Origin of the sequence: Microvirga sp. 2MCAF35 (assembly GCF_052115545.1) — a bacterium.
GTDB lineage: Bacteria > Pseudomonadota > Alphaproteobacteria > Rhizobiales > Beijerinckiaceae > Microvirga.
In genome coordinates this window covers 24,721-50,725 of record NZ_JBFRGW010000032.1, presented here as the reverse complement: position 1 = coordinate 50,725, position 26,005 = coordinate 24,721, and the positions used below count along the sequence as shown (strand labels likewise).

Genomic DNA, 26,005 nt, shown 5'->3' with positions numbered 1-26,005 from the left:
TATCCTTGGTTAGGCTAGCTATGCACGTGAGCAAGGGGCATGCACCCGCACGCCCTCACACTCGGGTTCGTCGATGTTTGGGAAGAGGGTCTGAACGTGCGCCTGGAAGGCCAAGGCGTAACGGCCCGATTGTCCGGCCAAATGTCGATGATCTCTATTTAGGCGCTCCTTGCGGCGAATACAAGGTGCATCGACAAAGTTGTTGCCCAGAATAGCTCTGTTTATACCCCGGAATCTCAGGATTCAGGCAGATTTCGTAGAAAGTCAGGTGCGGTCGAGCCATGCTTCTTCGGTGGCCCTCATCTGGCTTTATCATCGTTATTTTCTATTCTATCTTGCAATTGCCCGGAAAGTAGTCCATATTGCTTCCATCCAACCGATATGTTCGGCCTGCTCTCTGAAGCTCACGATTGAGCGCCGAGCCCGCTTTCCGCACCTTTGAAGTTTGATCGCTGCGTCCAGTTCACGCGGCGGATCCGTCGTTTTGCTCCGCATTCGATCCCATCAACAACAACAGCGGCACAGCATGAAGCTGAAGCCGCTCGAGGACCCTATGTACACGAAATCTCATACAAAGCCCGTCAAGACGCTGTCCCAGCCCTTGCCGAAGAAGCCGCCGCACAAGTCCCTCTCCGCGTGGCAGCCACAGCAGACCACTCTCACCCGCGAAGAAATCCGAGCCATCATTCTCGAGCAGATCGGCTAAAGCATCGAACGCAAAAGTGGGTACCGGTTTTGCGTGTAGAGATGCGAGAAACAAAGACTTGGAGCATCGGACGTGCGTTCGAATTCACGTCCGATGCTCTAGATTATTTTCCGGCGAAGTGGATCCGGTCCGCCGTCAACACGCGGCATGACAAGGAAGAGAGCTGATCCTGCGCAAGTGGGGTCAGCTCCAGGTTTATTACAGTCGATTCAAGTCGAGCGCCGGCGGTTCCGCCCGGATTGTCGGGGCTCCTGCGGCTTCGTGATCGATTCATCTGGGCCTTTCAGGAGCGGATGAGCCGACTCCGACTCGCTGGGTCTGCGCCGCCCAGGAGCGCGCCCTGTCGCGGCGGGGCGGTCCCGCCGTGAGCCCCGGTTGGCCTCAGCGGTCGTCGGGTGACCGGTCTGCCATTGCCCGACCTGTCCCAGGGCCTGCAAGAACATCTCCATAACCTGGCTGCGACATCGGTGCCCTTCGCGGGCGGTCGACGCCTGGAACGAAAACGGCTGCGGTCTGTTAACCGTTGTTTAACTCTTGCCTTGAATTCGCCATCCGCGCCGTGCCAATAAAGATGAACAATTCCTTAACGGCACATTGGTGGGGGCAATGCGGCAACCTCTCTTCGGGCTCCTGAACGTTCTGCCTTCTTGCAAGAACACGTTCCGTTTCGCCGCTGTTTCCCTCACCCTGACACTGACCGCCGCGATCGCGCAGGCTCAGACCCATACCGGAAGCATCGTGCCGGGTTCATCGCAGCCCGTGGCCCAGGTAGGCGTGGCTAAGCCGATCATGGGCTGGGTCCGGTTCTGCGAGCAGTATCCGCAGGAATGCGCGGTCGATCCGTCGGAGCCCGCGACCATTCATCTCGGTGCCAAGGAATGGCAGGCGATCGTGCGCATCAACCAGCAGGTCAATGCTGCCATCAAGCCCAAGACCGACACGGACCACTGGGGCGTCGAAGACCGCTGGGACTTCGCCGAGGACGGCTACGGCGACTGCGAGGATTACCAGCTCGTCAAGCGCAAGCGTCTCGTCGAGGCCGGATTTCCCCACCGCGCGCTGCGCATGACCGTTGTGATCGACGAGGAGGGCGCAGGCCACGCCGTGATGATGGTGCGCACCAACCGCGGCGACTTCATCCTCGACAACAAGCGCAATGCCGTCCTTCCGTGGCACAGGACGGGCTACACCTACATCAAGCGCGAGGGCGACCAGAGCATGGCCTGGGCCTCGCTCGGCGGCCAGGTGTCGCCGACCATGACGGCCAACCAGTAAGCACATTCCGGCACGGGACGAACCAACCCGGAGAACAAAGCCGCCCGGCCGCAGTTGTCATTGCGGAGCTTGTTCGGGAGGGCCATGTGTCCGAATTCTGGGTCAAGGCATCGATGCGCTTCGGCCTTTATGGCGCCGGAGCCTTCTTCCTTTCGGCCGGATCCGCGGCGGCCGCGCAACCGGATCTTCCGCCAGGACTGCTGACCCTCTGCCTTGCGACTCTTCCCGAGACACGTCCGGACCAGGTCTGGAGCTCCTGGAGCCTCTCGCCCGTGATCGCGCTGCCGCTGGTCCTCGTCGCGGCCCTCTATGGTCGTGGGCTGCGCGTCCTGCACGGAGACGCCAAGCCTTCCCTGGGCCGGCAAGGTCTTTTTGCCGCCGGCATCGCATGCTTGGCGGTCGCGTTGGTCTCGCCGCTGTGCCGCATGGCCGCGACCCTGGCCTGGGCCCATATGGTCCAGCACGTCCTGCTCGTCGCCGGCGCACCGCTGCTCCTGGCCCTGAGCCGTCCAGGTCGCGTCCTGCTCGCATCGCTACCGGCCCGTCTTCGCATGACGATCGAGACTGTGCGAACCGACAAGCCGGCGTCGCAGCCCTATGCCTATCTCCTCGCCAGCTTCGTGCTCTACGGGGCGAATATCTGGTTCTGGCATGTCCCCGCGCTCTATCAGGGCGCATTGCTGAATGCCGGCCTGCACGTGCTCATGGTCGCGGTGCTGCTGGCGGTGAGCCTGCTGTTCTGGCACGTGATCCTGGAGACCTACCGGGTGCCGGGGCTCGGGTCCGGGCTGGCCGCCGCGCTCCTCTTCTTTACGTTCCTGCACACGGCCGTTCTCGGCCTGCTCCTCGCCCTCTCGCCGCAGGTCTGGTACCCGCTGATGGCGCTCCGCAGCGCCGCATGGGGCCTGTTGCCGATCGACGACCAGAGGCTCGCCGGGCTGATCATGTGGATCCCCATGGGCGGGGTCTACTTCGCCACGGCCCTCGTGATCATGGGGCGTCTCATCACCGGCTCCAGCCGAGCCCCCGAAGCGGCGGCTTCAGCCGGAACCGAGTGAGCGCCTTCAGGCTCGATCAGGTTCGTCCTCCGGCGGCGAGCAGGCGCATGGCGTTGGCCGTGACCAGCACGGTCGCGCCCGTATCCGCCAGGATGGCCGGCCACAGGCCGGTGATGCCCAGGATGGTCGTCACCAGGAACACTGCCTTGAGCCCGAGCGCGATGGCGATGTTCTGGCGGATGTTGGCCATCGTGTCCCGCGACAGGCGCACCATGCGGGCGATGTCGAGCACGCGCCCGTGCAGCACCGCCGCGTCGGCCGTCTCCAGCGCCACGTCTGCGCCGCCGCCCATGGCGATCCCCACATCCGCCGCCGCCAGTCCCGGGGCGTCGTTGATGCCGTCGCCGATCTTGGCCACCACATGGCCGTTGGCCTGCAGTTCCCTGACGATGGATTGCTTGTCCTGCGGCAGCAGATCGGCCCGGGGCTCGATGCCGAGCCCCGTCGCGATGGCCGTTGCCGTGCGCCGGTTGTCGCCGGTGACCATGAGCGTGTCGACGCCGGCCCGCTTCAGGGCCTCGAGCCCCTCTTTCGCGTCGGGGCGCGGCTCGTCGCGCATGGCGATCACCCCGGCGACCTGATCGCCCGTGAGCAGCACCGAGACGGACTTGCCCTCGTCGTTCAGCCCGGTGATCAGCGCCGTCTGCTCGGATGTGAGCGCCACCTGCTCGCCGGCGGCCTTGGGCGAGCCGAGGAAGAGCGCAATCCCGCCGACGCTGCCGGTCACCCCCTTGCCTCCGACGGCACCGGCATTGGCGGCCGGCGGCACCGGAACGCCGGCCTCCGCGGCCTTCGCCAGGATCGCCGTGGCGAGCGGATGGCTCGATCCCGTTTCGAGCGCGGCCGCCAGGGACAGGACCTCGCGTTCCGAGCGCCCGACGGGAATCACGTCCGTCACCTTGGGCCTGCCCTCGGTCAGGGTGCCGGTCTTGTCCAGAGCCGCCACGGTAATGGTACCCAGCGTCTCCAGCACGGCTCCGCCCTTCATGAGCAGGCCGCGTCGGGCGCCGGCTGCAAGGCCTGCGGCGATGGCCGCCGGCGTCGAGATCACGAGAGCGCAGGGACAGCCGATCAGCAGGATCGCCAGGCCCTTGTAGACCCACGCGCCCCAGGGCGCGCCGAAGAGCAGGGGCGGCACGATGGCGACAAGGGCGCCGACCACGAGCACGGCAGGCGTGTAGTAGCGCGAGAAACGGTCGATGAAACGCTCGGTCGGAGCTTTGCTCTCCTGCGCCTCCTCGACGAGACGCACGATGCGCGCGATGGTGTTGTCCTGCGCGGCCGCGGTGACGCGGACGCGCAGGGCGCCGTCACCGTTGATCGTGCCGGCGAAGACGGTCTCACCCTCGCCCTTGCGCTTGGGTACGCTCTCGCCGGTCACCGGCGCCTCGTCGATGGCACTCTCGCCGGAGACGATCTCGCCATCGGCGGGAACCCGGTCGCCGGGGCGGACGAGGATGACGGAGCCGACCGTAAGGGTCTCGGCCGGGACTTCCTCGGTCCGGCCGTTCCGCTCGATCAGGGCCGTCTTGGGCACCAGCTTGGTCAGGTTCTGGATGCTGGCCCGGGCACGGCCCGCAGCGACGCCTTCGAGCAATTCGCCGACCAGGAACAGGAACACCACCATGGCCGCCTCCTCGGTGGCCCCGATGATCACGGCGCCGACGGCCGCGATGGTCATGAGCATCTCGATGGAGAACGGCGTGCCGAAGCGGGCCGCCACGATGGCGCGCCGGGCAATCGGCACGAGGCCGACCGCCATGGCGAGGACGAAGGCCCAATGCCCGGTCTGCGGCAGGAGCCGGCCGATGAGGTAGGCGGCCACGAGCGCCAGGCCGCAGGCGATGGTCAGGCGCCCCCGTGGGCTCCTCCACCAGGGACCGTCGCTCGAGCCATGATCATGCAGGTGCCCGTGCAGGCCGGCGGCAGCTTCGTCATCGTGACTGTGCTCGTGATCATCGTGATGGTCATGGTCTTCATGGCCATGATCGTGGTCGCATCCGGGGCCGTGCACGTGTCCGTGGTCGTGACCGGCCGCCGGTGGGGTGGCCTTGGCCTCCGCAGAACCCTGCCCAGTGACTTGGTAGCCCAGCGTCGTGATCTGCTTGGCAAGGGCGGCCGGGACGATTGTGTCGTCATGGGCGACGATCACGGTCCCGGCCGGGACGGAGACGTTGACGTCCTCCACGCCCGTGTTGCGTCGCAGGGCCGTCTCGATCTTGGCCGCGCAGGAGGCGCAATCCATGCCCGAGACGCGGTAGCGGGTGCGCTGTCCCTTCGCGGACTTGTCCTCATGGCCGCCGAATGGGTTGCGTGCCTCACTCATCGCAAAAGACCTCTTCACTTCGATTCGCCCGGAGCCTACATCCTCTAGCGACTAGAGGTTCAAGAGGTTTCTTGCATGTCCCTGACCATCGGAGAGCTGTCGCGGCAGGCCCAGGTGAAGGTCCCGACCATCCGCTATTACGAGCAGATCGGCCTGCTGGCTGAGCCGAACCGGACGGAGGGCCAGCAGCGGCGCTATGGCGCGGGCGACGTTCGCCGGCTCAACTTCATCCGCCATGCCCGCGAACTCGGGTTCGAAGTCGAGGCCATCCGGCAACTCCTGAGCCTTGCGAATGATCCCAACCGCGCCTGTGGCGAGGCCCATGAGATCACCAGGGCTCATCTCGACGAGGTCAACGACAAGATCGTCCGGCTCACGGCCCTGCGCGACGAACTCGAGGCGATGGTCACGTGCGACTACCGGAAGATTTCCGACTGCCGCATCATCGAGGTGCTGGCCGATCATGGGCAGTGCCGGCACGAGCGGCATTAGGGCATCGAACGCAAAAGTGGGAACCGGTTTTGCGTGTAAAGATGCGATACACCAAACACTTAAAGCATCGTGCCGATCATCCTGCGTTTCGGCCTGATTCTCACCGCCAGCCCATGGCCGGAGCCACATGCTTCAGGATGGCCTCGATGACATGGGCGTTGTACTCGACGCCAAGCTGGTTCGGCACGGTCAGAAGCAGCGTATCGGCCTCGGCGATCGCCTCGTCCGCCTTGAGTTCCTCGACGAGCCTGTCGGGCTCGGCCGCGTAGGAGCGGCCGAAGATCGCCCGCATGTTGTCGATGATGCCGATCTGGTCGCCGTCCTTGCCGAGGCCGAAATAGGCGCGGTCACGGTCGTTCACGAGCGCGAAGATCGAACGCGAAACCGAGACGCGGGGCTCGCGGGCATGCCCCGCCCCCTTCCAGGCTTCCCGATAGCGGCGGATCTGCCTGGCCTGCTGGACGTGGAAGGGCTCGCCCGTCTCGTCCTCCTTCAAGGTCGAGCTCTGGAGGTTCATGCCCTGCTGCGCAGCCCAGACGGCCGTCGCGTTGGAGGCCGAGCCCCACCAGATGCGCTCGCGCAGGCCTTCGGAATGCGGCTCGAGGCGCAGCAGGCCGGGCGGGTTGGGGAACATCGGGCGCGGGTTCGGCTCGGCGAAGCCCTCTCCCTTGAGGACGTTCAGAAGCACTTCCGTATGCTGGCGGGCCATGTCGGCGTCACTCTGGCCCTCCTCCGGCGTGTAGCCGAAATAGCGCCAGCCATCGATCACCTGTTCGGGCGAGCCGCGGCTGATGCCGAGCTGAAGACGCCCGCCGCTGATCAGGTCGGCCGCGCCCGCATCCTCGGCCATGTAGAGCGGGTTCTCGTAGCGCATGTCGATGACGGCGGTGCCGATCTCGATGCGGCTGGTCTTCGCGCCGACGGCCGCCAGCAGCGGGAAGGGCGAGGCGAGCTGACGGGCGAAATGGTGGACGCGGAAATAGGCGCCGTCCGCGCCCAGCTCCTCGGCCGCGACAGCAAGGTCGATGGACTGGAGCAGGGTATCGCGGGCCGAGCGCGTCTGCGACTGCGGCGAGGGTGACCAGTGCCCGAACGAGAGAAAGCCGATCTTCTTCATGAGGCGGTCCTATGCAAATGCCGTGTGGCGGTTCGGCACGAGAGACAACAGGTCATCGTTCGTGCCGAGGCTCTCCTATGAGAAACTCTCCTATGGGACCCACCACGACAGATCAATTTCGGCGCGGATGCGCTGCAGGGAGCAGCGACAAGAACGGCAGAGGCCATGTTCGCAATTGAGTCGCAATTACCGACTAACTTATGTTAAATTGATCTTGGTCAAGGCATCGGTATCCGCACGGACCGATTGTGCGGTCTTGAGGCAGGGATCAGAACTCTGCGGGAAGGCCATGGCGATGAGCAACGACATCGGGCCTACGTTCAGGAGTAAGAGCAACGGTCAGGAACGGCCCATATCGCTCGGGTCCGCGGTTCCGGCGGGATTGGGTCGCACGCTTCCGCCCGGCTACATTCACTTGGGAGTCGCCAAGGAAATCGCGCCGACCCTACACGAATTCGGCATCGATCCGGCTCCGGTCATCCGTGAGGCGGGACTGGATCCGGGCCTCTTCGACGATGACGCGAACATCATTCCGCACGCGGCTCTGGGCCGGCTGCTCACCCTGAGCGTCGCCCGCACCCGTTGTCCGCATTTCGGGTTGCTGGCCGGTCGGCACGCGACGATCCTGTCCTTGGGGCTGGTCGGCCGCCTGATACAGCATTCCGAGACTGTCGGGGATGCCGTGCAGTCGCTCGTGTCGAACCTGAGCATCGAGAACCGGGGCGCCGTGCCCTCGCTCACGATCAGTGACGGCATGGCCCTGCTCACCTTCTCGATCTACCTGCTCGAGGCCGAGAGCGCGGATCAGATCTCGGACGGATCCCTTGCGGTGGCGGTCAATGCCCTGCGCGCCCTGTGCGGAGCGGATTGGAACCCGGCCGAGGTGCTGCTGCCTCGGACTGCACCTGCGGACCAGGAGCCGTACCGGCGCCATTTCCGGGCGCCCGTCCGGTTCAACCAGGAGAGCGCCACCCTCGTTTTTCCGGCGCGTGATCTGGACCGTCGAGTCGACGGCGCCGATCCGATGATGCGGGAGGTGCTGGAGGAGCGTGTCCGGCAGATGAAGATCGCCCAGGGCCGCGAGTTTTCCGACGACATCCGGCGCTTGTTGCGGACGCGGCTGACGAGCACCCGCTGCTCGGCCGAAGCCATCGCCGAGACGCTGGCCATGCACCGCCGGACCCTCAGCCGCCGCCTGAAGGACAGCGGCATAGGCTATCGGGCGATCGCCAACGAGATCCGATTCGAGATCGCCCGGCAATTGCTGCAGGACACCGAGGTGCCCCTGGGGCAGATCGCAGCAGCACTGGGCTACTCGGAAGCCAGTGCCTTCACCCGGGCTTTCCGGCGCTGGTCGGGCCGGACGCCCAAGGCCTGGCGGGCCGACGGTCGCCTCGCCCCGATAGCCCAAAGTGTCAATGTATTGTCCTCGCGGGTCAAGCACGGAGCGTCGGGAAGCCTACAGTGACCTCGCGGGCCGAGCGATTGGCAGGTCGTGACTCCCTATGGCAAGCTCGTCCAGCGGCGCCCGTCATCAGCCCTGTTCGGAGTAGACCTTGAGCAAGAGCCCCCACCGAACCTTGGTCGCCGCTCTGTGGGGCCTGATGGTCCTGATCCTGGTCCATGCGGGCCTTGGTCCGGCCCGAGCCCAGACCGATGCGGCTCCGCCCGCACCGCCGCAGGTTCAGGAGCTGATGCGACTTCTGGAGGACCCCGCCACACGGGCGTGGATCGACCGGCAGGCACGTCCGGTGCCGCCCTCGACCACGGAGACGACGCAACAGCCGCAGGACATGAATTCCGAGCTGATGGCGACGCGTGTCGAGGCACTGCGGACGCATCTCGCTTCCCTGGCGGCGGCGGTGCCTCGTCTCCCCCAAGAGACCCGGCAGGCCGCGGATCTGCTGTCGCAGGAGCTTCAGAGCCGATCCGCGGCCGGCGTCGTCCTCCTCGTGATCGGTTTCCTGGCCCTTGGCGCCGGGGCCGAATGGATCTTCCGCAGGATCACGGCAGCGACAGGCGAGCGGATCCTCTCCCATCCTGTGCGGGCGGCCAACGACCGGCTGCGGTTGGTCGGCTGGCGCCTGGGATTCGGACTGGCCCATGTGGCGATCTTCGGCCTGGGGAGCATCGGGGCGTTCCTTGTCTTCGACTGGCCGCCCCTGCTCAGGCGCATCGTGCTCGCCTATCTCGTCGCGGCGCTCCTGCTGCGGATCGCCTTGCTGGTATGCCGGATACTGCTCTCGCCCAGGCCGGTGGGCCCGCACGATCCCGAAATGCTCCGGGTCGTTCCCATGACCGACGGGGCGGCGCGCTTCTGGCACCGCCGCATCGTGCTGTTCGTCGGCTGGTTCGCCTTCGGCTGGGCCACGATCGAATCGGCGCGAACCCTCGGTTTCTCTCCCGACAGCCGCAAGGTGGTGGCGTATGTCATGGGGATCGGCCTTCTGGCCCTGGCGGTCGAAGCCGTCTGGCGATGGCCATCCCGTCCCCTGGTCGCGCCGGAAGCATCGGAGCGCCCTGCACATCGTCACCTGATCGGGACGTGGCTGCTGTCGCTCTATCTCGTCCTGCTCTGGGGCCTGTGGGTCGCGGGCCTCATGGGTCTGTTCTGGCTGCTGTTGGTGGCCGTCGTCCTGTTCCAGGCGATCAAGATCACCAGGGATGCCGCCCGCCATCTGCTGCGGTCCCAGGACGCCGCGGAGACCGCCCACGGCGGCGAACTCCGTGCCGTCTATCTCGACCGGGGCATCCAGGCCCTTCTGATCGTCGGGGCGGCGTTGTTCCTCGCATGGGCCTGGGGAATCGACTGGGGTGAGATGACCAGCCGCGACACCGTCGTCACGCGGCTCGTCCGTGGCGTGCTCAGCAGCATCGTGATTCTGCTGGTGGCCGATCTTCTCTGGCAGCTGGTGAAGACACAGATCGACCGCAGGCTGGCCCGCCTGCAGGCCGAGGCCGCTCCCGGCAGCGAGGAGGCTTTGCGCCAGGCGCGGGTCCGAACGCTGCTGCCGATGTTCCGCATGGCGGCCTTCATCGTCCTGGCCACGGTGGCCGTGCTCATGGCGCTCTCATCCCTGGGGGTGGAGATCGGTCCGCTCATTGCCGGCGCGGGCATCTTCGGCGTCGCCATCGGGTTCGGGTCGCAGACTCTGGTGAGAGACATCATCAGCGGCATCTTCTATCTGCTCGACGACGCTTTCCGGGTCGGCGAGTACATCCAGAGCGGAAGCTACAAGGGCACCGTGGAGAAGCTGGGCTTCCGCTCCGTGAAGCTCCGGCATCATCGCGGCCCGGTCTTCACGATTCCGTACGGACAGCTCGGGGCGGTGGAGAACATGAGCCGCGACTGGGTCATCGACAAGATGACCCTCAACGTCACCTACGACACCGACCTCGACAAGGCGAAGAAGATCATCAAGCAGGTGGGCAAGGACTTGGCGGCGGATCCGGAATGCGCGCCCAACATCATCGAGCCGCTGAAGATGCAGGGCGTGGAGCAGTTCGGTGATTTCGCCATCCAGCTGCGCATGAAGATGATGACCCGCCCGGGCGAGCAGTTCGTGATCCGGCGCAAGGCCTATGCGATAATCAAGAAGGCCTTCGACGAGAACGGCATCGCGTTCGCATTCCCGACCGTCCAGGTGTCGGGCCGCGGAGATGCCGAGCCGGCCGCGGCCCGACACATGCTCACCCTCGTCAAGGGCAAGCCGGAAGAGGGCGGCTAGAGCATCGGACCCAAAAAGTGAACTTGCACTTTAGGGATCCATCCGATGCTCTGCTCCTCGAAAAGCGCATCGTTCTGACCCGGATGGCCGCCCGCATGTGGTCTCAAGTGTCAAGCGGAAGTCACAAGCGGTCAAGCAGGGGGATTCGGGAGCCGCCATGATGGCGCTATTCGGGGGGTAGGGCTGCCGGAGAGGCGGAGGGGACCATGGAGATGTCATCCACCCGCAGGACAGAAGAAACGCCGCCGGGCCATGGCGCCGGTCCCCTCACCGACGATCTGCGGCGCGTGCTTCGGACCGAGCTGCTCAGGGATACCTGTTCCGCTGCTGCCATCGCCCGCCTGTTCTCGATGCACCGTCGCACCATGAGCCGGCATCTGCGCACGGAGGGGCTCGCCTTCCGCCAATTGGCCAATGAGGTGCGTTTCGAGATCGCGTGCGAGCTTCTGGAGAACACCGACATGGCGGTGAACCAGATTGCCGCGGTCCTGCGGTATTCCGAACTGAGCGCCTTCACCCGCGCGTTCCGGCGTTGGGCCGGTCAGACGCCGTCGGCTTGGCGCGCCAGCCACTCCCGTGCCGGAAATTCCCTGAACACGCGCATTCCGCGCCCGGGCATCCTTCCCTGAAGGATGCCCGGGCCGGCTCTCAATCGTCCCACAAATCCCGCGGGCCCTGCTTGCAGCGGTATCCGACGAAGCACCACGGCGTGTCGCGGCTCGGGACGAAGGCCTGCTGGGCGTATTCGCCGATCGCGCAGAAGGTTTCGTCGCGCACGAACCGGTCGTAGGTTTGCCCGCCGGTTCCCAGGACGATGGCTCCTCGCGCAAACACCAATTGCTGGCTGGCACCGCAGGGAGCGGCCAGCGTCGACGGACGCGGCTGGGCCTGCGCGCCGGTCAGGAATGCGGATGACATCAACACGATCACGGCTCGCTTCATGGGCGGCCTCCTGCTCCATTGTGACGGCGGATTGATCCTGGACCGTTCCCTACCAGGAGGCTCCGCTGCTCAGTCTCTATATCTGGTGCATCGCTCTTCGCGGAAAACCGGGTTCACGTTTAACTTACTTGGCCCTGCAGGTCCGCCCGATGCGGGAGGCCTTTAACGGCCGTTGTCGATCTCCATGGAACGGCAAACGCTTCCAATGGGGCATTGGGCGGCATCGGCCGTTTTCACCCAGGCGGGCTGTGCCGTTTCAGGGAGCGCGCAGAAACTCGAATCTCTGACATAGCGGTCATACGTCGTTGGTCCAGTGCGGAGCACGACGGCGCCTCGCGAGGCCACGATTCCCCTGGCCGCGGCACAGGTCATGGTCAAGGTCGTGGCTCCCGTCTGGGCCATCGCGCCCGTCACGAAACCGGACGTGACGATCAAGATGAGGACGCGCTTCATCGCTTCCCTGCACTTTCCGGACCACCATAGCACGGCCGGACATAAGCGCTTGATGGAACGGGACAGCCCTTTGACCTTTTGGGCCAGAGGGTTGCGCTGGAAAGCGGATGGTCAGGTCCGCCGGCCGAGCACCATGTAGGCTGCGGCCGTCCAGGAGAAGGTATCGCCGCCCAGGCCCTCGCCCGTCGTCGGATCGAAATATTCGCAGAATCCGGCGCTCTCGATAGCTTGGACGATGGTCCGCTCGATCCGGCGGGCGAGATCGTCCGACCCGTTCAGGCGCAGTCCATCGCAGATGAGCCAGTTGATCACCGCCCAGACCGGGCCGCGCCAATAACGCTTCGGCTCGAAGGCAGGCGAGAAGGATGGAGTCGAGGGAACGCCGACGAACATGCCCGACAGCCAGCGCTCGATCTCCGCCACGATGGCCGTCCGCTGACCATCGTCGAGCGTCAAGGCCACGAGAGGAATGAATCCCGCCTGCGTCGGCGTTTCGATGTCCTGTCCGGAGATCAGGTCGAGATTGACGAAGCGGGACAGTTCGGGCCGCCAGCGGCGGGCAAGACCCGCGAGCAGCCTCTCGTGCATGCGCGAGAGTTCGGCCTTCTCCGCGTCCGTTCCCAAGGTCTCGGCCAGATGCATCAGATCGGCTGTCGCGCGGGCCAGGATGGCCGTCATCTGCACGTCGGCCACCTTGAAGGGGGCTGCCGCCCATTGCCGCCTGGGGTCCCAGCCGCAATCCCGATAGGTGTCGACGAGGTGAATGAAGCGCTGGTAATCCTCGTCGCGCGGACGCATGGAAGCATCCACGTGGCCCGTGTCCTTGCGGCGGATGGTGGTGGTCGTGGTGGTCGGCACACGGGCCAACCCCTCGTCCCAAGCCGGCGAGTTGTCGCTGCCGCTCTCCCAGGGGTGAAGGATCGCTACGACGCCGAGCCCCTCCGGATCGCGCGCGGCGAGCCACCAGCGGTGCGAGCGCAGGGCGGCCTTGAACAGCGCTTTCGTGCGCTCCGTCGCGCCGGCCGTTCCGGTTGCGAGGGCCGCCTCATGGACGTGGCGAAGCGCCATGCCGAAGACCGCGGGCTGCGTGATGCCCGAAGTCGGAACCCGGTGGCGCGTGCCCCACACGTCCGGACCGGGAAAATAGGTGTCGCTCGGCGCGTGGAACACGATGTGCGGGATCATCCCGTCGTCCCATTGGCCTTCGATCAGGCGCTCCAGCTCGCGATAGGCCCGGTCCACGTCGAAGATCGCAAAGCCCATGGCCACGAAGGCGGAATCCCAGTTCCACTGGAACGGATAGAGCCGGTCGGTCGGCACCGTGTAACCGCCGCGATCGTTGCGTGCGAGAATGGCGCGCGCGGCTTCTTCCCTGGGAAGCATGGTCATCTCAAATGTCCTTCAATTCGAAAACATTCAGGCCCGGACGAGGGCGCGTCCGGTGGTGCTGTCGATCCAGGTCACGCGCGCGGGATCCACGGTCAGCCCCACGCGCTCGCCGGGATTCACCTTGGCGGTCGGCGGCGCCACGATGCGGGCGAGCTGGCCGTCGATGGCGCCGGTGAGGAGGAGGTGCGAGCCCATCGGCTCCACGACGCGCACGTCGAAGGGGATGCCCGAGCCATTGGCACTGAGGCTCGCATCCTCGCCGCGCAGACCGAGCTCCAGGCTCTCGGCCGTGGGCGGGCAGGGCAGGGCGGCGTCGCCGATCCGCGCGGTACCGTGGCTCGACCGGACCTTGATGAAGTTCATGGGCGGCGAACCGATGAAGCCGCCGACGAAGCGGGTGGCCGGCGTGGCGTAGATGTCGAGCGGCGAGCCGATCTGCTCGATCTTGCCGCCATACATCACGGCGATGCGGTCGGCGAGGCCCATGGCCTCGGTCTGGTCGTGCGTCACGTAGATCGTCGTGGTCCCGGCTTCGCGCAGGACCGCCTTCAGCTCCGTGCGCATCTCGAGCCGCAGGAGCGCGTCGAGATTGGAGAGCGGCTCGTCCATGAGCAGCACGGCCGGCTCGACGGCGAGCGCGCGGGCCACCGCCACGCGCTGACGCTGACCGCCCGAGAGTTTCGCCGGATAGCGGTCGAGATAGCTCTCGATGTGGAGCAGGGCTGCCGCGCTTTCGACCTTGCGCTTGACCTCCGCCTGTGGGGCCTTCTGCATCCGCAGCCCGAAGGCGACGTTCTCGAACACGGTCATGTGCGGGAAGACGGCGTAGTTCTGGAACACCATCGCCAGTCCGCGCTTGCGGGGGCTGAGGTCGCTCACGTCCTGACCGCCGATGACGACGCGGCCGGCGCTTTGCGTCTCGAGGCCAGCAATGATGCGCAAGAGCGTGGTCTTGCCGCAGCCCGAGGGGCCGAGCAGGGCCACGAACTCGCCGTCGTTCACGGTGAGCGAGACTTCCTGCAGGGCGCGGAAGGAGCCGAACTCCTTGACGACGCGATCGATGACGATGTCGGCCATGAGGTGATCCGTTACTTGCTGGCGATGCCCCACACCGCGAAGAGGTATCGTCTCACGGCGAAGATGAAGAGCACGGAGGGGATGATGAGGATGAAGCCGCCGGCGAAGCGGTAATGCAGCGGGCTCTCGGCCAGGATCCGCAGAAGATAGGCGGTGAGCGTCCGCTCGCGCACGGTCAGGATCGAGGCGGCGAACACTTCGTTCCAGGAGATCACGAAGGCGAAGATCGCCGTGGCGGCCAAGCCCGGCAGCGCGAGCGGCAGGACAACCTTCATGAAGGCCTGGAAGCGCGTGCAGCCGAACACCCAGGCGGCCTCCTCGTATTCGCGCGGAATGCCCATGAACAGGCTCTGCGTGACGAGCGCAGCAAAAGGCAGGGCCAGCACCGTGTGGATCAGCGACACGCCGAAGGGCGTGTCGTAGAGCCCGAGGCGGATGAACGACACGGTAAGCGGCAACGCCAGGATGGCGAGCGGGAAGGCGCGGGTCAGGAGGACGAGCAACCGGTAGGCGTTCTGCCCGCGGAAGGTATAGCGCGCCAGCGCATAGCCGGCAGGGGCGCCGAGCGCGATGGAGAACACCACGGTCAGCCCAGCGGCGATGAGCGAATTGATGAGAGCATTGAACACGCCCTCGATGACGAGGAACTGGCTCATCGCCGTGAAAGACAAATCCGAAGGCCAGATCGATTTCGGCCAGCGGAACACGCCGAGCCTGCCGCCGAAGGCGCCGAGCGCCACGAGATAGATCGGCACCAGCACCCAGGCGATGAGCACCGCGAGGCCTGTCCAGAGAAGCAGACGTCGCGCCGAGGGAAGAGCCATGCCGCGGCTCGTCGAGGCGGTTTTCGGTTCGGCAGCACTGATTGTCATGGGAGCTGCTCCGGACGTGTTTTCAGCACGCGCAGGTATAGGGCCGTTGCGGCGAGCGAGATCGCCATGATGAGGACTGCGTAAGCGGCGGCGACCCCGTAATTCTGGTTGTCGTTCTGCCAGACATAGGCCTCGCCGGCGAGAACCGGGAAGTTGCGGCCGCCGAGCGCATAGACGACGGCGAAGACCTCGAAGGCCAGCACTGTGCGCAGGATCAGGGCGGATTGCAGGCTGGGCTTCAGAAGCGGCAGGGTGATCCGGGTGAAGCGCGTCCAGGGTTTCGCGCCGAAGATCTCGGCCGCTTCCGCGAATTCCTTCGGGATCAGCTGCAGGCCCGCGATCAGGATCACCAGCACGATGGCCGTGGCGCGCCAGAGTTCCGCGAGCACGATGGCGAAGAACAGGGCGACGGGCGTCTCCTGAGAAAGCCAGCCGACCGGGCCTTGGATGATGCCCAGCGCATAAAGGGCGGAGTTCAGGTAGCCGGTGTTCTGGAGCAGGGCGAGCCAGGCGAGACCGGCCGCGAGATCCGAAATTCCGAGCGGAATGGTGAGCACCCACAGGACCAGGTCACGGCCCTTGTCGAGCTTCGTCACCATGGTGGCCATGCCGAGCGCCAGAACGACCTGGAGCGGCACCACCACAAGGGTGAGCAGGAACGTGTTCTTGATGGCGAGCGCAAAATTCAGGTCGCCGGCCATGCGCTGGTAGTTTTCGAGCGAGAAACCTTCACCTCCGGAGAACGACAGCCAGACCGTCTGCACGAGCGGCACGAGAAACAGCGCGCCGAGAAAGACGACCGATGGCGCGATCAGCGCATAGGGAATCCAGGATGTGCGCGCAGGCATGAAGCCGCTCCACTCACGAGGGGATAAAGCCCAGCGGAGCGCGAGTCCGCCGGGCTTGACGTGTCGGTTACTGAACCTGGCAAGCGCCCTGGCTCGGCTTGTCCGGAGCCCAGCAGGGAGCGCCGGTTTCCTTCATGAGCGTGTCGAGAACCTTTGCCTGGGCTTCGAGCACGTCCTTAACCGGCTCGTTGCGCAGCACGATGCGCTGGAACGAGTCCATGTAGACCTTGTTGAACTCGCCGCCCTTGGCGCCGAGACCCACGGGCAGGAGCGACACGAGCGCATCCTTCGCATTCTGCGTCGCGGCCACGGCGCCGGCGAGCGCCTTGATGCCGGGTGCGAGATCCGCCGGCAGCTCCGCCTTCACGACCGGGAAGAAGCCGACTTCGGCGGCCGTCGCCAGCTGCGTCTCAGGCTTGGTCAGATGCTCGATCACCGCCACGGCGCCCGCGCGGTTCGGCGCATCCTTCGGAATGGCGAGGCCGGCGATCACCGGCATGTAGCCGCGTCCCTTCGGACCGGCCGGGGCCGGGAAGGCGACGAACTGATCGGGCTGCAGGGTGAGCGCTTCCTTCACGCGGGCGATATGATCCCACGCGATCCACACCTCGCCCGAGAGCAGGGGCTCCTGCATGAAGTTGTAGTTGGTGGAATTGGGGTTCGTCACCGCCCACAGGTCCTTCAGGGCGTTCCACCCGGCTTCCGCATCGGGCGACTTGAAGGTCGTGACCACGCCGCCCGTGAAGGACGGATAGAAATAACCCTGGAAGAATCGCGGCAGGAGGCCCGTCGGGCCGGCCGGGAAGCCGAGACGGCGCTGGCCCGTCTTGTCGACGATGTTCTTGCCCCATTGCTGAAGCTGCGCATAGGTGAGCGTGTTCACGTCCGCGCCGGCCGGCAGGTATTGCAGCGCCTGCTTGTTGGCGACCATGACGTAGGTGGCCTGCATCCACGGGATGTATTGCTGCTGGCCCGTGCCGAGCTTACCGAGATCCATCAGGCTCGCCGGAATGCCGCGATCCGTCAGCTTCGCCGCGACATCGTCGACGGGCTGGAGATCGGCCGGAACATGCGGCTGCAATTCACCGTGCAGCGCGCCGACGACGCTCGCCGTGCGCTTGCCCGCCTGCGTCTCCGCCTTCATGCGGACAGCAAACGCGGGCGGCTCGTCGACCACATAGGTGACCTTGCCCGGGATGCCTTTCAGCAGGACGTCACGGACTTTCGTCGCTTCCTCGATGGGACGAAGCTGGGTCGAGTAAAAAATCGTTTCCTGCGCCTGAGCGACCGAGAGCCCTCCGAAAAGGGCTGCCGCGGCGGCAATGGCGCGAAGCGATACGGGATGCGTCATTTCCTTCCTCCATTGGTCCCTTCTCGGTGCCGCTCGATCCGGGGCCGGAAGATCGAGGGCATCAGACTCAGTTCGCCGGTCCGTGGGTGGCCCTCGGAACCTGCCGAACCGGCAGAATGGTTTGCAGCTCGGACGGCTCACGACCGCTTAAGCGGGCGATCAGCATCTCGGCCAGTTGCCGTCCAACATCGGGAGCCGCGATCTCCATGCTCGACAACGGCGGATCGGTGAAAGCCGCGGAGGGCAGATTGTCGTGGCCGATCACCGCAATGTCGCGCCCTGCGGTGAAGCCGTGCTCCTTGAGCGCGCTCAGGGCGCCGATCGCCATGCTGTCGGTCGCGCAGAGCAACGCCGTGGGAGGCGCGCTCTGCCGGAGCAGCCATTGCGCGGCCTCGTAGCCGCCCGCTTCCGTCGGCTGCGCCGTGTATTCGAGCGGCTCCGGGGAGCCGATGTCTTCGAGCGCCGCGAGCCAGCCCTTGCGGCGAAAGTGAGCGAAGGTGAGATCCTGGGGCGCGGCGATATGGGCCATGCGCCGGTGGCCCAGGGACGCGAGCATCTGGGCTGCCTCCCTGAAACCGGCCTCGCCGTCGCCGTCGATGAAGGCGTGCTCTTCCGACCGGGCGGTGCGGCCATGGGTGACGAACGGAATGCCGCGTTCCTTCAGGAAGGCGACGCGCTCATCCTCGAGCCTTGTGCGCACGACGATCACCGCATCGGCCCGGCGCCCGTCCAGGAGCCGCCGGTAGGTTTCCATCTCGCCGGCGCGTCCGGCGATGGGCAGCAGCATCAGGTCGAGGCCTTCCTCGGCCAGACGCTGCCCGCAGGCCGCCAGCATGTTGAGAAAAATGGGAGGACCGAAGCGGCCCGGCTCCGTCGGCAGGGTCACGGCCACCGCTTCGGCCTTGCGTCGCCGCAGGCTGCGAGCGGCCGGGTTCGGGCGATAGTTCATCGCCTGAGCCGCCGCCTGGACGCGCTCGCGCGTGGCCGGGGCCACGTCGGAATAGCCGTCGAGAGCCCGCGAGACCGTGGTGATCGACAGGCCGAGCGATTGCGCGAGAAGCTTCAGGTTCGACACAGGGTTTCCGCCCTCCATGTGCCCACAATTTAATCTCCAAAACGTTTTGGGAAGTCAATCTTCCCAATCTTAATCCTTGGTCTAAGGTCCGATAAGAGCCTGGCGACCGGCGCTCGATCCGCTGCCGCTGGGGAAGGTCCGGCGTTCGCTGCTTGACGGAGCGAACGGATCAAGGCTCATGCGTCGGTTGAGATGACCAATGCTATGGGGTCCGCTGCTCGGAGGTGTATAATCCCGGCATCGGGATCCGGAGAACGCGAGATGGCGAAAGACCCAATCCTGCCCGTCGACGATGACGCTCGCGCCTTGGCCAAGAGGCTGATGCGCACGGCCCGCTCCGGCGCGCTCGCCAGCAACGACCAGGAGAGCGGGATGCCGTTCGCGAGCCTCGTTCAGGTCGGAACGGATCTCGACGGCTCTCCTGTCATCCTCACCTCGCAGCTTTCGGTGCATACGAGGTTGATGGAGGCCGATCCACGCTGCTCCCTGCTCCTGTCCTCCATCGGCAAAGGCGATCCGCTGGCGCATCCGCGCCTGACCCTGCAGGCGACCGCGGAGCGCCTCGACCGGGATGCGGACGAGACGAAGAAGATCCGCCGCCGCTACCTGCTGGAGCATCCCAAGGCCGAGCTCTACGTCGACTTCCCGGATTTCGGCTTCTGGCGCCTCAAGGTGTCGTCCGGCAGCCTCAATGGCGGTTTCGGCCGGGCCTATCGCATGACGCCCGGAGACCTGCTCGCCGACATGTCCGAATTCTTCGATTTCTACGAATTCGAAGCCAGCGCCATCGAGCACATGAATGCCGAGCATAGCGATGCAGTCGCACTCTACGCCACCCGGCTCTGCGGTGCCCGCGAGGGCACCTGGCGTCTCATCGGGATCGATCCCGAGGGCCTCCAGATGGCCTTGGGCGACGACATCCTGCGCCTGTCCTTCCCGAAAGCCCTGACGGGACCGCACGAGGTGCGCCCCATGCTCATCCGGCTGGCGAACGAGGCCCGGAGCAGGGCTTCATGATGGTCGCGTTCACTCGGGGATGCCCGCGACCTGGAGCGCATCGAGATAGCGCTGAGCGAAGGTCTGGTCGCGCCAGGGATTGATCTGGCGCTGCAGGGTCAGCGTATAGGTCGGGAAGGCTTCCATCAGGCGCTCCGCCGCCGCTTTCGCATCATCGAGCCGTCCGAGCCCGACGAAGGCCCCGATGACGACCCTGTAGGACGAGCCGTAGCCCGGCATCTCCCGCAGGGCGGTTTCTCCCCAGTTCAAGGCGTCTTCGAACTGCTCGAGCATGAGGTAGCACATCCCGATCCCCGAAAGGGCGATGCCCTTCTCCGGGTCCAGCGGGCTCAGGCGCATGGCCTTGTGGAAATGGTCGATGGCCACGAGAGGCCGGCTGGCATGGGTGTTGACCCATCCGCTGCTCGTGTAGCTCTGGGCCGAGTTCGGGTTGAGATAGAGAGAGCGCTCGATCGCGTTGAGGGCCGCGTCATAATCCTTCGCGCTGTAGGCGAGGACCTGGGCCGCGAAGCGCAGGCTCGTCGGATCGTCGCGGGCCTCCGCCATCACCTCGCGCGCCATGCGGATGGCGACGCGGATATCGTCCGGTTCGTGCCAGCATTGGCTCACCGAGATGCTGCGGATATAGGCGCCGAGCGCTTTTGCCAGCGTGAAACCGGGATCGATGCTCAGGGCCTCGTTCGTGAGTCTGCGGACATCGGCAAAGCCCTCCCGGGTCATCTTGTAGAAGCAGGGCAGGGCGCGCAGATACAGGTCATAGGCCGTGACGGAGGTGGTCGGCTTGCTGTGGGCCTGCCGGATCTCCTCGAGCCGAATGCTGGGCTCGACCGCCCCGACCACGCTCTCCGTCACGCGGTCCTGCAACTCGAAGATATCGCTCATGTCCCCGTCGAAGCGATCGGCCCAGACATGGTGCCCGGTCACGCCGTCGATCAGCTGACCGGCGATGCGGACCCGCGTTCCCGCCTTCCTGATGCTGCCCTCCAGAACGTAATGCACGCCGAGTTCGCGGGAGACCTGCCTGACGTCGACGGCGCGACCCTTGTAGGTGAAGGAGGAATTTCGGGCGATCACGAAAAAGGACCTGACCCGGCTCAGGCCCGTGATGATGTCCTCAACCAGACCATCGGCGAAGTATTCCTGCTGCGGGTCCTCGCTCAGATTGGTGAAGGGGAGCACGGCGATCGAGGGCTTGTCGGGAAGAGGCAGGGGTTTGGCATGGTCCGACCCCGTCGACGCCACGGGGTCTGTCTTCAGGGAATAAGCCCGGACCGGCTCCTCCATGTTCTTCACCCGCTGCGGCCCGAGATCGCTGAAGGCCAGGGGCAAGAGCTTGCGCACGTAATGGTAGGCCGTTTCCGACGCGCAGACCGAACCCGGATGCGCCAGCTGCTGCAGTCGCGCCGCCACATTGACTCCCTCGCCGAGGAGATCGCCGTCCCGCACCATGACATCGCCCACATGCACGCCGATGCGGAACCGCAGGGTTTGACTCCCGGGCTCCAGGCCGAGCCGCTCCTGGATCTCGACGGCGCATTGGACGGCATCGACCGCACTCGGGAACTCGGCCAGGATGCTGTCGCCGGCCGTATTGGCGATGCGTCCGCCATTCTCGGCGATAAGCCCGTCCATGATCGCGCGATGAGCCGTCAGGATCCGAAGGGTTCCGACCTCGTCGGCCTCCACGAGACGTGCGTAGCCCGCGACATCGGCCGCCAGGATGGCGGCCAGCCGACGCTCGACCCTTTGCTTCTGCGGATTCATTCCATCCTCAGCGCATCGTCTCGGCTTCATTCTGAGGCCGTTTGGCAAGGCCGTCCAGTCGGCCCAGGCCCCGGGGCGCCCGGCCACGCACTCTCTTAGGGTCCAGACGATGCGCTAGGAGCTCACGCCTTCATCGCGTTTTCTCTCGCAATCCCGCTTCGGAGCCTGCTGCGGCGGTTGTTGCTGCTGGGCGAGGATCGTCTTGTCTCGATGGGTGTCCGTCGCGTGGGACGGAACGGCGAAGGCTGTCAGGACGGCAAGGGAGAGAATGCGGAGCATGGTCTGTCTTTCCTTGGTCGAAGCGTCCCAATGCTAGCGCATCGGGCGGAAAAGTGGATCCGGTTTTCACGAACGCAGCCCTCCGGGTCCGCGCCGAACCATGCGCGGCCCATGCGAGAACCAGAATGTTCGAAAAGCACGTCGCCGGGGTGCCTGGCACCTCTTGAAATCCTGAAATCCGCTTCCCACCATCAATATTGCCGAGGCCTTTTTAGAGGCTTGGCATGGCGGGCGCCGGCGGGTGTCCGGCGCTCTCAGGTCCATGTTGCTCAATGGAGGATATGGTGATGAGATCAGCTTTCGACTTTTCCCCCCTGTATCGCTCGACGGTCGGCTTCGACCGGCTGTTCGACATGCTCGACCAGTCCGCTCAGATCGAGCCCATGACCAATTGGCCGCCCTACAACATCGAGAAGGTGGGCGAAGACCAGTATGTCATCACGATGGCCATCGCGGGCTTCTCTCCCGATGAGATCGAACTCACGCAGAAGGAGAGCCAGCTTCTCGTGTCCGGCCAGAAGAAGGGCTCCGAAGAGGGCAGGCAATATCTCCACCGCGGCATCGCCACCCGCGCCTTCAAGCAGACGTTCAACCTCGCCGATCACGTGAAGGTCACGGGCGCGAGCCTGGAGAACGGCCTCCTGACGGTCGACCTCAAGCGCGAGGTGCCCGAAGCGCTCAAGCCGCGCCGGATCGAGATCACGGCCGGCAGCGGAACGACGCAGCTGGGCCGGCATCCGCAGCAGATCGAGCACGGCAAGGCGGCATAAGGCTTGCCGGGACAACGAAGGGCGCCGGCCCATGCCGGCGCCGCATCCATCGGCTTTGAGTGAAGGAGGAAGATACCATGAACATGCGTGATCTTATTCCCTGGGCTCGCAACCAGCAGATGGCTTCGGGCCGCTACCGCGAGGAGAGCGATCCTTTCATGACGCTCCATCGCGAAATGAACCGGCTCTTCGACGACGTTCTGCGCGGCTTCGACATGGCGCCGCTCGGCGGCACGAACCGGCCCACCGGCTGGCCGCAGATGGAGGTCGTCGAAACCGACAAGGAGTTGCGCGTCTCGGCGGAACTGCCGGGCGTCGAGGACAAGGATGTCGAGGTGTTGATGCAGGACGGCGTCCTGACCATCCGCGGCGAGCGCAAATCCGAGATCGAGGACAAGGAGCGCGCTTTCAGCGAGCGTTATTACGGCCGTTTCGAACGCCGCATCCCGATGGCCTGGGACGTCGACGAGGACAAGATCGAGGCAAGTTTCAGGAACGGCGTTCTCACGGTGACCCTGCCGAAATCACCCGAGAGCCGTCCCCAGGTGAAACGCATCGCGATCAACCGCGCCGCCGAAGAGACCAAGCATTGATCATGCCGGGAGGCTGGCGGCAAAGTCCCGCCAGTCTCTCCACCGTCATCACCGGCCCTGTGCCGGTGATCTCGATCATGAGAAGCGCAGCGTTTTTCCGATCGAAATGGCCGGCACAAGGCCGGCCATGACAGAAAGGAAGGCGTCCAGGCGCCTGTTCATCGATATCCGCTTGCACCGCCGTTCAAGGCGAGGCATGCATGAACAAGGCGGCTTTGACCAGATTGTCCGGGCCGAGATCGCCGTCCGCATCGAGCTTCAGGATTTCCGACAGGCGATTGCGGGCGCGGTTGATCCGGCTCTTGATGGTTCCGATATTGGTGCCGCAGATCCGCGCCGCGTCCTCATAGGACAAGCCCTCCGCGCCGACGAGCAGCAGGGCCTCGCGTTGGTCGACCGGAAGCTTGCTCAGGGCCTTGAGCATGTCGGTGAAATCGAGCCGTGCGCCCTGATCGGGCATCACCGCGACTTTCTCGGCCCAGGAGCCTTCCGGATCCTCGACCTCGCGCTTCCTCCGGCGGGCCTGGGTGAGAAAATCGTTGCGCAGGATGGTGAAGAGCCATGCCTGCATGCTGGTACCGGGCTGAAACTTGTCGAGATTGCTCAGACCCTTGAGCAGCGTGCTCTGAACCAGATCATCTGCCCTGTCGACACTGCCGGACAGAGAAATGGCGAAGGCCCGCAGATGCGGGACGGCATCGAGCATCTGCTGTTTCAGGGAGCTTTCGACTGACAATCTGCACAACTCCTCCGGCTCGGACCCGTCACCAGACCCCAATTGGCCATCCGCTGCATTAACTTATGCGAAGCCTGACGTGATCTTTCATCATTGCGGCAGAGGTGCCGATGAACAAATCGTGAGAGCATCGACCCGTTTTCCCGGCAGACGATTTACATTCGTCAATGCAACGGGTGGAGGAATCCGCTAGAGCATCGAACGCAAAAGTGGGAACCGGTTTTGCGTGGAAAGATGCTCTAGTCATCTTGGAACGGCGGAAACGTTTTTGGCGGCCGTTTACCCGTTCTAGACGCTTGCTCTCGGCTGGCGCGCCGGATCGGCCCCTGGAATGGATCCCTTTCCGTTCCCAAGTCCGATGCTCCAGCCCCGATCGTGGCCGATCAAGCCACCAAGCATGATGGATATGATGGCACAAACCCGCTGCATGATCGTGGAAGACCAAGCTTTGCTCGGCATGTCTCTGGAGGCGTTCCTGGAGGATGCCGGCTTCGCGGTGGCCGGGGTCTTCATGAGCAATGACCAAGCTTTGCAATGGCTTGAGAGCGACGCGCCGGACGTCGCCATCCTCGACATCATGATCAAGGATGGCACCTCCCTGGAGATCGCCCGTGCACTGAAGAGCCGGGGCGTCCCTTTCACGGTCTATTCCGGCCTCCCGCGGAAAGCCGATTGCCCGCCGGAACTGCAGGATGTTCCCTGGCTCGAGAAGCCGGTCAGCCGGGAAACGCTCTTGGGCGTCCTCGCTGAGTTGAGGAATGCCGGTCACAATAGTGGCGGAATGCATCCGGTTCCGCTCCCGGTTCGCGAATAGGGCATTCCGGCTTCGGTCGGCACCGGCATCGAAGACAAAAGCGGAACATCCAGGCTTGGCCCTCCGTTGTCCCGAAAGTTCGGATTTTTGGAGGACGGCATGGGCGTTTCGTTCAGAACCTTGGCGGCTGTGGGGCTTGTCCTTGTTGGCTCGGTCGCCGTCCAGCCTGCCCCGGCCGAAGCCCAGCCCCGGTGGGGACGCTACCATGGCGACGGCTATGCTCCCCATGGTTTGCGGCAACGCTACTACGCCCCGCGCTATTATGGCGGCGGGCGCTATTACGGTCATCGTGGCTATTACGGCTACGGACCTGGGCGGTATTACGGCTATGGCTACCCCTACGGCTATTACCGGCGCCCCAATTACGGCGGAGCCGTTGCGGCCGGGGTCATCGGCGGTCTCGCCCTGGGGGCCGTCGCGGGCGCTGCAGCCAATCCCTACTACGCGCCGGGCTATTACGCTCCTTCCAGATGCGTCGTCGCACCTCGCCGCGTCGTCGGCCCCTACGGCCGGGTGGTCGTGCGTCGGGTCCGGACCTGCCATTGAGGCTTGCGTCCAGTGATCACCGGGAAGGCCCCGCCGGCCGCGGGGCTTTTCTCTGCCGTTGAAGCCCGCGTCGAGACGGGTTAGAGGCAGTTTCCGACCTTTTGGATACGCCATGACAGTACGCTTCCATCGCGGCGACCTGCCCGCCGGTTACAAGCCCGGCCCGGCGATCGCCATCGACACCGAAACCCTCGGTCTCAACCCGCATCGCGACCGCCTGTGCGTGGTGCAGATCTCGACCGGAGACGGTACGGCGGATGTGGTGCAGATCCTCAAGGACGGGCCCCTGCCGGAGAACCTGATCCGCGTGCTCTCCGACGAGAGCGTGCTCAAGATCTTCCATTATGCCCGCTTCGACCTTGCGGTAATCTTCCACACCTTCGGCATCATGCCGCGTCCGATCTACTGCACGAAGGTCGCCTCGCGGCTCGTGCGCACCTATACGGACCGTCACGGGCTCAAGGAACTGGTGCGCGAGCAGCTCGGGGTGGATCTGTCGAAGCAGCAGCAATCCTCCGATTGGGGCGCCGATACCCTGAGCACGGCCCAGCTCGATTACGCGGCGTCCGACGTGCTGCACCTCCATGCCCTGAAGGACAAGCTCGACCGCCTGCTGGAGCGGGAGAACAGGCTGGGCATCGCCCATCAATGCTTCGGCTTCCTGCCGACCCGCGCCCAGCTCGACCTTCTCGGGTGGCCGGAGACGGATATTTTCGCCCATTCTTGACGCAGGCTTAAACTTTCCCGCATAAAACCCATATCCGTCATAACATCGCC

26 protein-coding genes are annotated in these 26,005 nt (G+C 65.1%); 13 read left to right on the top strand and 13 right to left on the bottom strand.

Features of this window, described 5'->3' with window-relative positions:
• Nucleotides 1-526 precede the first annotated feature (526 nt).
• From AB4097_RS16000 to AB4097_RS15990, 3 genes are all read left to right on the top strand, one after another.
• On the top strand, nucleotides 527-706 hold the full coding sequence (locus AB4097_RS16000) for a hypothetical protein (protein WP_442041280.1): 180 nt from the start codon (nucleotides 527-529) through the stop codon (nucleotides 704-706).
• A gap of 606 nt (nucleotides 707-1,312) precedes the next feature.
• Nucleotides 1,313-1,981, top strand: coding sequence for a transglutaminase-like cysteine peptidase (locus tag AB4097_RS15995; RefSeq protein ID WP_442041278.1), 669 nt, complete (start codon nucleotides 1,313-1,315; stop codon nucleotides 1,979-1,981).
• Nucleotides 1,982-2,067: 86 nt separating this feature from the next.
• Nucleotides 2,068-3,039, top strand: a complete 972-nt coding sequence (locus tag AB4097_RS15990) for a cytochrome c oxidase assembly protein (RefSeq protein WP_442041276.1) — start codon at nucleotides 2,068-2,070, stop codon at nucleotides 3,037-3,039.
• A gap of 16 nt (nucleotides 3,040-3,055) precedes the next feature.
• Here AB4097_RS15990 and AB4097_RS15985 read toward each other — a convergent pair whose 3' ends face one another.
• A complete protein-coding gene (locus tag AB4097_RS15985; protein ID WP_442041274.1) occupies nucleotides 3,056-5,365 on the bottom strand; it encodes a heavy metal translocating P-type ATPase in 2,310 nt (769 codons plus the stop codon).
• Between the two features lie 75 nt (nucleotides 5,366-5,440).
• Here AB4097_RS15985 and AB4097_RS15980 point away from each other — a divergent pair, with 75 nt between their 5' ends.
• Nucleotides 5,441-5,857 carry a MerR family transcriptional regulator gene (locus AB4097_RS15980; RefSeq protein ID WP_442041272.1) on the top strand — a complete coding sequence of 139 codons (417 nt, stop codon included), beginning with the start codon at nucleotides 5,441-5,443 and terminating at the stop codon, nucleotides 5,855-5,857.
• Between the two features lie 100 nt (nucleotides 5,858-5,957).
• On the opposite strand, the gene AB4097_RS15975 is transcribed toward AB4097_RS15980, so the two are convergent.
• Complete coding sequence (locus AB4097_RS15975; RefSeq protein WP_442041270.1) at nucleotides 5,958-6,974, bottom strand: LLM class flavin-dependent oxidoreductase; 1,017 nt, start codon at nucleotides 6,972-6,974, stop codon at nucleotides 5,958-5,960.
• Nucleotides 6,975-7,269: 295 nt separating this feature from the next.
• Here AB4097_RS15975 and AB4097_RS15970 point away from each other — a divergent pair, with 295 nt between their 5' ends.
• The 3 genes from AB4097_RS15970 to AB4097_RS15960 all read left to right on the top strand — a co-directional run bounded on the left by AB4097_RS15970 (nucleotide 7,270) and on the right by AB4097_RS15960 (nucleotide 11,331).
• On the top strand, nucleotides 7,270-8,442 hold the full coding sequence (locus tag AB4097_RS15970) for an AraC family transcriptional regulator (protein ID WP_442041268.1): 1,173 nt from the start codon (nucleotides 7,270-7,272) through the stop codon (nucleotides 8,440-8,442).
• Nucleotides 8,443-8,530: 88 nt separating this feature from the next.
• Nucleotides 8,531-10,702, top strand: a complete 2,172-nt coding sequence (locus AB4097_RS15965; RefSeq protein WP_442041266.1) for a mechanosensitive ion channel family protein — start codon at nucleotides 8,531-8,533, stop codon at nucleotides 10,700-10,702.
• A gap of 206 nt (nucleotides 10,703-10,908) precedes the next feature.
• Entirely contained in the window at nucleotides 10,909-11,331 is a 423-nt protein-coding gene (locus AB4097_RS15960; RefSeq protein WP_442041264.1) for a helix-turn-helix domain-containing protein, read from the top strand.
• A 19-nt stretch (nucleotides 11,332-11,350) separates the two neighbouring features.
• Here the strand turns inward: AB4097_RS15960 and AB4097_RS15955 are convergent, their stop codons facing one another.
• From AB4097_RS15955 to AB4097_RS15920, 8 genes are all read right to left on the bottom strand, one after another.
• Nucleotides 11,351-11,644, bottom strand: coding sequence for a hypothetical protein (locus tag AB4097_RS15955; RefSeq protein WP_114943537.1), 294 nt, complete (start codon nucleotides 11,642-11,644; stop codon nucleotides 11,351-11,353).
• Nucleotides 11,645-11,806: 162 nt separating this feature from the next.
• The gene (locus AB4097_RS15950) at nucleotides 11,807-12,097 is read right to left on the bottom strand and encodes a hypothetical protein (RefSeq protein ID WP_442041261.1); all 291 of its coding nucleotides are present in this window, start codon (nucleotides 12,095-12,097) and stop codon (nucleotides 11,807-11,809) included.
• 111 nt (nucleotides 12,098-12,208) lie between these two features.
• Nucleotides 12,209-13,486 carry an MGH1-like glycoside hydrolase domain-containing protein gene (locus AB4097_RS15945; protein ID WP_442041259.1) on the bottom strand — a complete coding sequence of 426 codons (1,278 nt, stop codon included), beginning with the start codon at nucleotides 13,484-13,486 and terminating at the stop codon, nucleotides 12,209-12,211.
• Between the two features lie 27 nt (nucleotides 13,487-13,513).
• A complete protein-coding gene (locus tag AB4097_RS15940) occupies nucleotides 13,514-14,563 on the bottom strand; it encodes an ABC transporter ATP-binding protein (protein WP_442041257.1) in 1,050 nt (349 codons plus the stop codon).
• An 11-nt stretch (nucleotides 14,564-14,574) separates the two neighbouring features.
• On the bottom strand, nucleotides 14,575-15,435 hold the full coding sequence (locus AB4097_RS15935; protein WP_442041255.1) for a carbohydrate ABC transporter permease: 861 nt from the start codon (nucleotides 15,433-15,435) through the stop codon (nucleotides 14,575-14,577).
• The gene (locus AB4097_RS15930; RefSeq protein ID WP_442041253.1) at nucleotides 15,432-16,283 is read right to left on the bottom strand and encodes a carbohydrate ABC transporter permease; all 852 of its coding nucleotides are present in this window, start codon (nucleotides 16,281-16,283) and stop codon (nucleotides 15,432-15,434) included. Before AB4097_RS15930 ends, AB4097_RS15935 begins: the two co-directional genes overlap by 4 nt.
• Before the next feature lie 67 nt (nucleotides 16,284-16,350).
• Nucleotides 16,351-17,634, bottom strand: a complete 1,284-nt coding sequence (locus tag AB4097_RS15925) for an extracellular solute-binding protein (protein WP_442041251.1) — start codon at nucleotides 17,632-17,634, stop codon at nucleotides 16,351-16,353.
• 67 nt (nucleotides 17,635-17,701) lie between these two features.
• A complete protein-coding gene (locus AB4097_RS15920) occupies nucleotides 17,702-18,709 on the bottom strand; it encodes a LacI family DNA-binding transcriptional regulator (RefSeq protein WP_442041249.1) in 1,008 nt (335 codons plus the stop codon).
• Between the two features lie 261 nt (nucleotides 18,710-18,970).
• Here AB4097_RS15920 and AB4097_RS15915 point away from each other — a divergent pair, with 261 nt between their 5' ends.
• Entirely contained in the window at nucleotides 18,971-19,726 is a 756-nt protein-coding gene (locus AB4097_RS15915; protein ID WP_442041247.1) for a HugZ family pyridoxamine 5'-phosphate oxidase, read from the top strand.
• A 9-nt stretch (nucleotides 19,727-19,735) separates the two neighbouring features.
• Here AB4097_RS15915 and AB4097_RS15910 read toward each other — a convergent pair whose 3' ends face one another.
• Both AB4097_RS15910 and AB4097_RS15905 read right to left on the bottom strand, forming a co-directional pair.
• Complete coding sequence (locus AB4097_RS15910; protein WP_442041245.1) at nucleotides 19,736-21,490, bottom strand: adenylate/guanylate cyclase domain-containing protein; 1,755 nt, start codon at nucleotides 21,488-21,490, stop codon at nucleotides 19,736-19,738.
• Nucleotides 21,491-21,604: 114 nt separating this feature from the next.
• A complete protein-coding gene (locus AB4097_RS15905) occupies nucleotides 21,605-21,769 on the bottom strand; it encodes a hypothetical protein (RefSeq protein ID WP_442041243.1) in 165 nt (54 codons plus the stop codon).
• A gap of 287 nt (nucleotides 21,770-22,056) precedes the next feature.
• Here AB4097_RS15905 and AB4097_RS15900 point away from each other — a divergent pair, with 287 nt between their 5' ends.
• Together AB4097_RS15900 and AB4097_RS15895 are read left to right on the top strand one after the other, a co-directional pair.
• Nucleotides 22,057-22,539: an Hsp20 family protein gene (locus AB4097_RS15900; protein ID WP_442041241.1), complete on the top strand. Its 483-nt coding sequence runs from the start codon at nucleotides 22,057-22,059 to the stop codon at nucleotides 22,537-22,539.
• Nucleotides 22,540-22,616: 77 nt separating this feature from the next.
• A complete protein-coding gene (locus AB4097_RS15895; protein ID WP_442041239.1) occupies nucleotides 22,617-23,132 on the top strand; it encodes an Hsp20/alpha crystallin family protein in 516 nt (171 codons plus the stop codon).
• Between the two features lie 184 nt (nucleotides 23,133-23,316).
• Here the strand turns inward: AB4097_RS15895 and AB4097_RS15890 are convergent, their stop codons facing one another.
• Nucleotides 23,317-23,868: a sigma-70 family RNA polymerase sigma factor gene (locus AB4097_RS15890; RefSeq protein WP_442041237.1), complete on the bottom strand. Its 552-nt coding sequence runs from the start codon at nucleotides 23,866-23,868 to the stop codon at nucleotides 23,317-23,319.
• Between the two features lie 409 nt (nucleotides 23,869-24,277).
• Between AB4097_RS15890 and AB4097_RS15885 the strand changes: the two genes are divergently transcribed.
• From AB4097_RS15885 to AB4097_RS15875, 3 genes are all read left to right on the top strand, one after another.
• A complete protein-coding gene (locus AB4097_RS15885; RefSeq protein ID WP_442041235.1) occupies nucleotides 24,278-24,682 on the top strand; it encodes a response regulator in 405 nt (134 codons plus the stop codon).
• Nucleotides 24,683-24,781: 99 nt separating this feature from the next.
• The gene (locus tag AB4097_RS15880) at nucleotides 24,782-25,228 is read left to right on the top strand and encodes a hypothetical protein (RefSeq protein WP_442041233.1); all 447 of its coding nucleotides are present in this window, start codon (nucleotides 24,782-24,784) and stop codon (nucleotides 25,226-25,228) included.
• Nucleotides 25,229-25,340: 112 nt separating this feature from the next.
• Nucleotides 25,341-25,955 carry a ribonuclease D gene (locus AB4097_RS15875; protein ID WP_442041231.1) on the top strand — a complete coding sequence of 205 codons (615 nt, stop codon included), beginning with the start codon at nucleotides 25,341-25,343 and terminating at the stop codon, nucleotides 25,953-25,955.
• Nucleotides 25,956-26,005 lie beyond the last annotated feature (50 nt).

Bases quoted from the DNA above. Each gene is read 5' to 3' on its own strand.
- AB4097_RS16000 (WP_442041280.1), top strand. From the start codon at position 527: ATGAAGCTGAAGCCGCTCGAGGACCCTATGTACACGAAATCTCATACA.
- AB4097_RS15995 (WP_442041278.1), top strand. From the start codon at position 1,313: ATGCGGCAACCTCTCTTCGGGCTCCTGAACGTTCTGCCTTCTTGCAAG.
- AB4097_RS15985 (WP_442041274.1), bottom strand. From the start codon at position 5,365: ATGAGTGAGGCACGCAACCCATTCGGCGGCCATGAGGACAAGTCCGCG.
- AB4097_RS15980 (WP_442041272.1), top strand. From the start codon at position 5,441: ATGTCCCTGACCATCGGAGAGCTGTCGCGGCAGGCCCAGGTGAAGGTC.
- AB4097_RS15975 (WP_442041270.1), bottom strand. From the start codon at position 6,974: ATGAAGAAGATCGGCTTTCTCTCGTTCGGGCACTGGTCACCCTCGCCG.
- AB4097_RS15970 (WP_442041268.1), top strand. From the start codon at position 7,270: ATGAGCAACGACATCGGGCCTACGTTCAGGAGTAAGAGCAACGGTCAG.
- AB4097_RS15960 (WP_442041264.1), top strand. From the start codon at position 10,909: ATGGAGATGTCATCCACCCGCAGGACAGAAGAAACGCCGCCGGGCCAT.
- AB4097_RS15955 (WP_114943537.1), bottom strand. From the start codon at position 11,644: ATGAAGCGAGCCGTGATCGTGTTGATGTCATCCGCATTCCTGACCGGC.
- AB4097_RS15950 (WP_442041261.1), bottom strand. From the start codon at position 12,097: ATGAAGCGCGTCCTCATCTTGATCGTCACGTCCGGTTTCGTGACGGGC.
- AB4097_RS15945 (WP_442041259.1), bottom strand. From the start codon at position 13,486: ATGACCATGCTTCCCAGGGAAGAAGCCGCGCGCGCCATTCTCGCACGC.
- AB4097_RS15940 (WP_442041257.1), bottom strand. From the start codon at position 14,563: ATGGCCGACATCGTCATCGATCGCGTCGTCAAGGAGTTCGGCTCCTTC.
- AB4097_RS15935 (WP_442041255.1), bottom strand. From the start codon at position 15,435: ATGACAATCAGTGCTGCCGAACCGAAAACCGCCTCGACGAGCCGCGGC.
- AB4097_RS15930 (WP_442041253.1), bottom strand. From the start codon at position 16,283: ATGCCTGCGCGCACATCCTGGATTCCCTATGCGCTGATCGCGCCATCG.
- AB4097_RS15925 (WP_442041251.1), bottom strand. From the start codon at position 17,634: ATGACGCATCCCGTATCGCTTCGCGCCATTGCCGCCGCGGCAGCCCTT.
- AB4097_RS15915 (WP_442041247.1), top strand. From the start codon at position 18,971: ATGGCGAAAGACCCAATCCTGCCCGTCGACGATGACGCTCGCGCCTTG.
- AB4097_RS15910 (WP_442041245.1), bottom strand. From the start codon at position 21,490: ATGAATCCGCAGAAGCAAAGGGTCGAGCGTCGGCTGGCCGCCATCCTG.
- AB4097_RS15905 (WP_442041243.1), bottom strand. From the start codon at position 21,769: ATGCTCCGCATTCTCTCCCTTGCCGTCCTGACAGCCTTCGCCGTTCCG.
- AB4097_RS15900 (WP_442041241.1), top strand. From the start codon at position 22,057: ATGAGATCAGCTTTCGACTTTTCCCCCCTGTATCGCTCGACGGTCGGC.
- AB4097_RS15895 (WP_442041239.1), top strand. From the start codon at position 22,617: ATGAACATGCGTGATCTTATTCCCTGGGCTCGCAACCAGCAGATGGCT.
- AB4097_RS15885 (WP_442041235.1), top strand. From the start codon at position 24,278: ATGGCACAAACCCGCTGCATGATCGTGGAAGACCAAGCTTTGCTCGGC.
- AB4097_RS15880 (WP_442041233.1), top strand. From the start codon at position 24,782: ATGGGCGTTTCGTTCAGAACCTTGGCGGCTGTGGGGCTTGTCCTTGTT.
- AB4097_RS15875 (WP_442041231.1), top strand. From the start codon at position 25,341: ATGACAGTACGCTTCCATCGCGGCGACCTGCCCGCCGGTTACAAGCCC.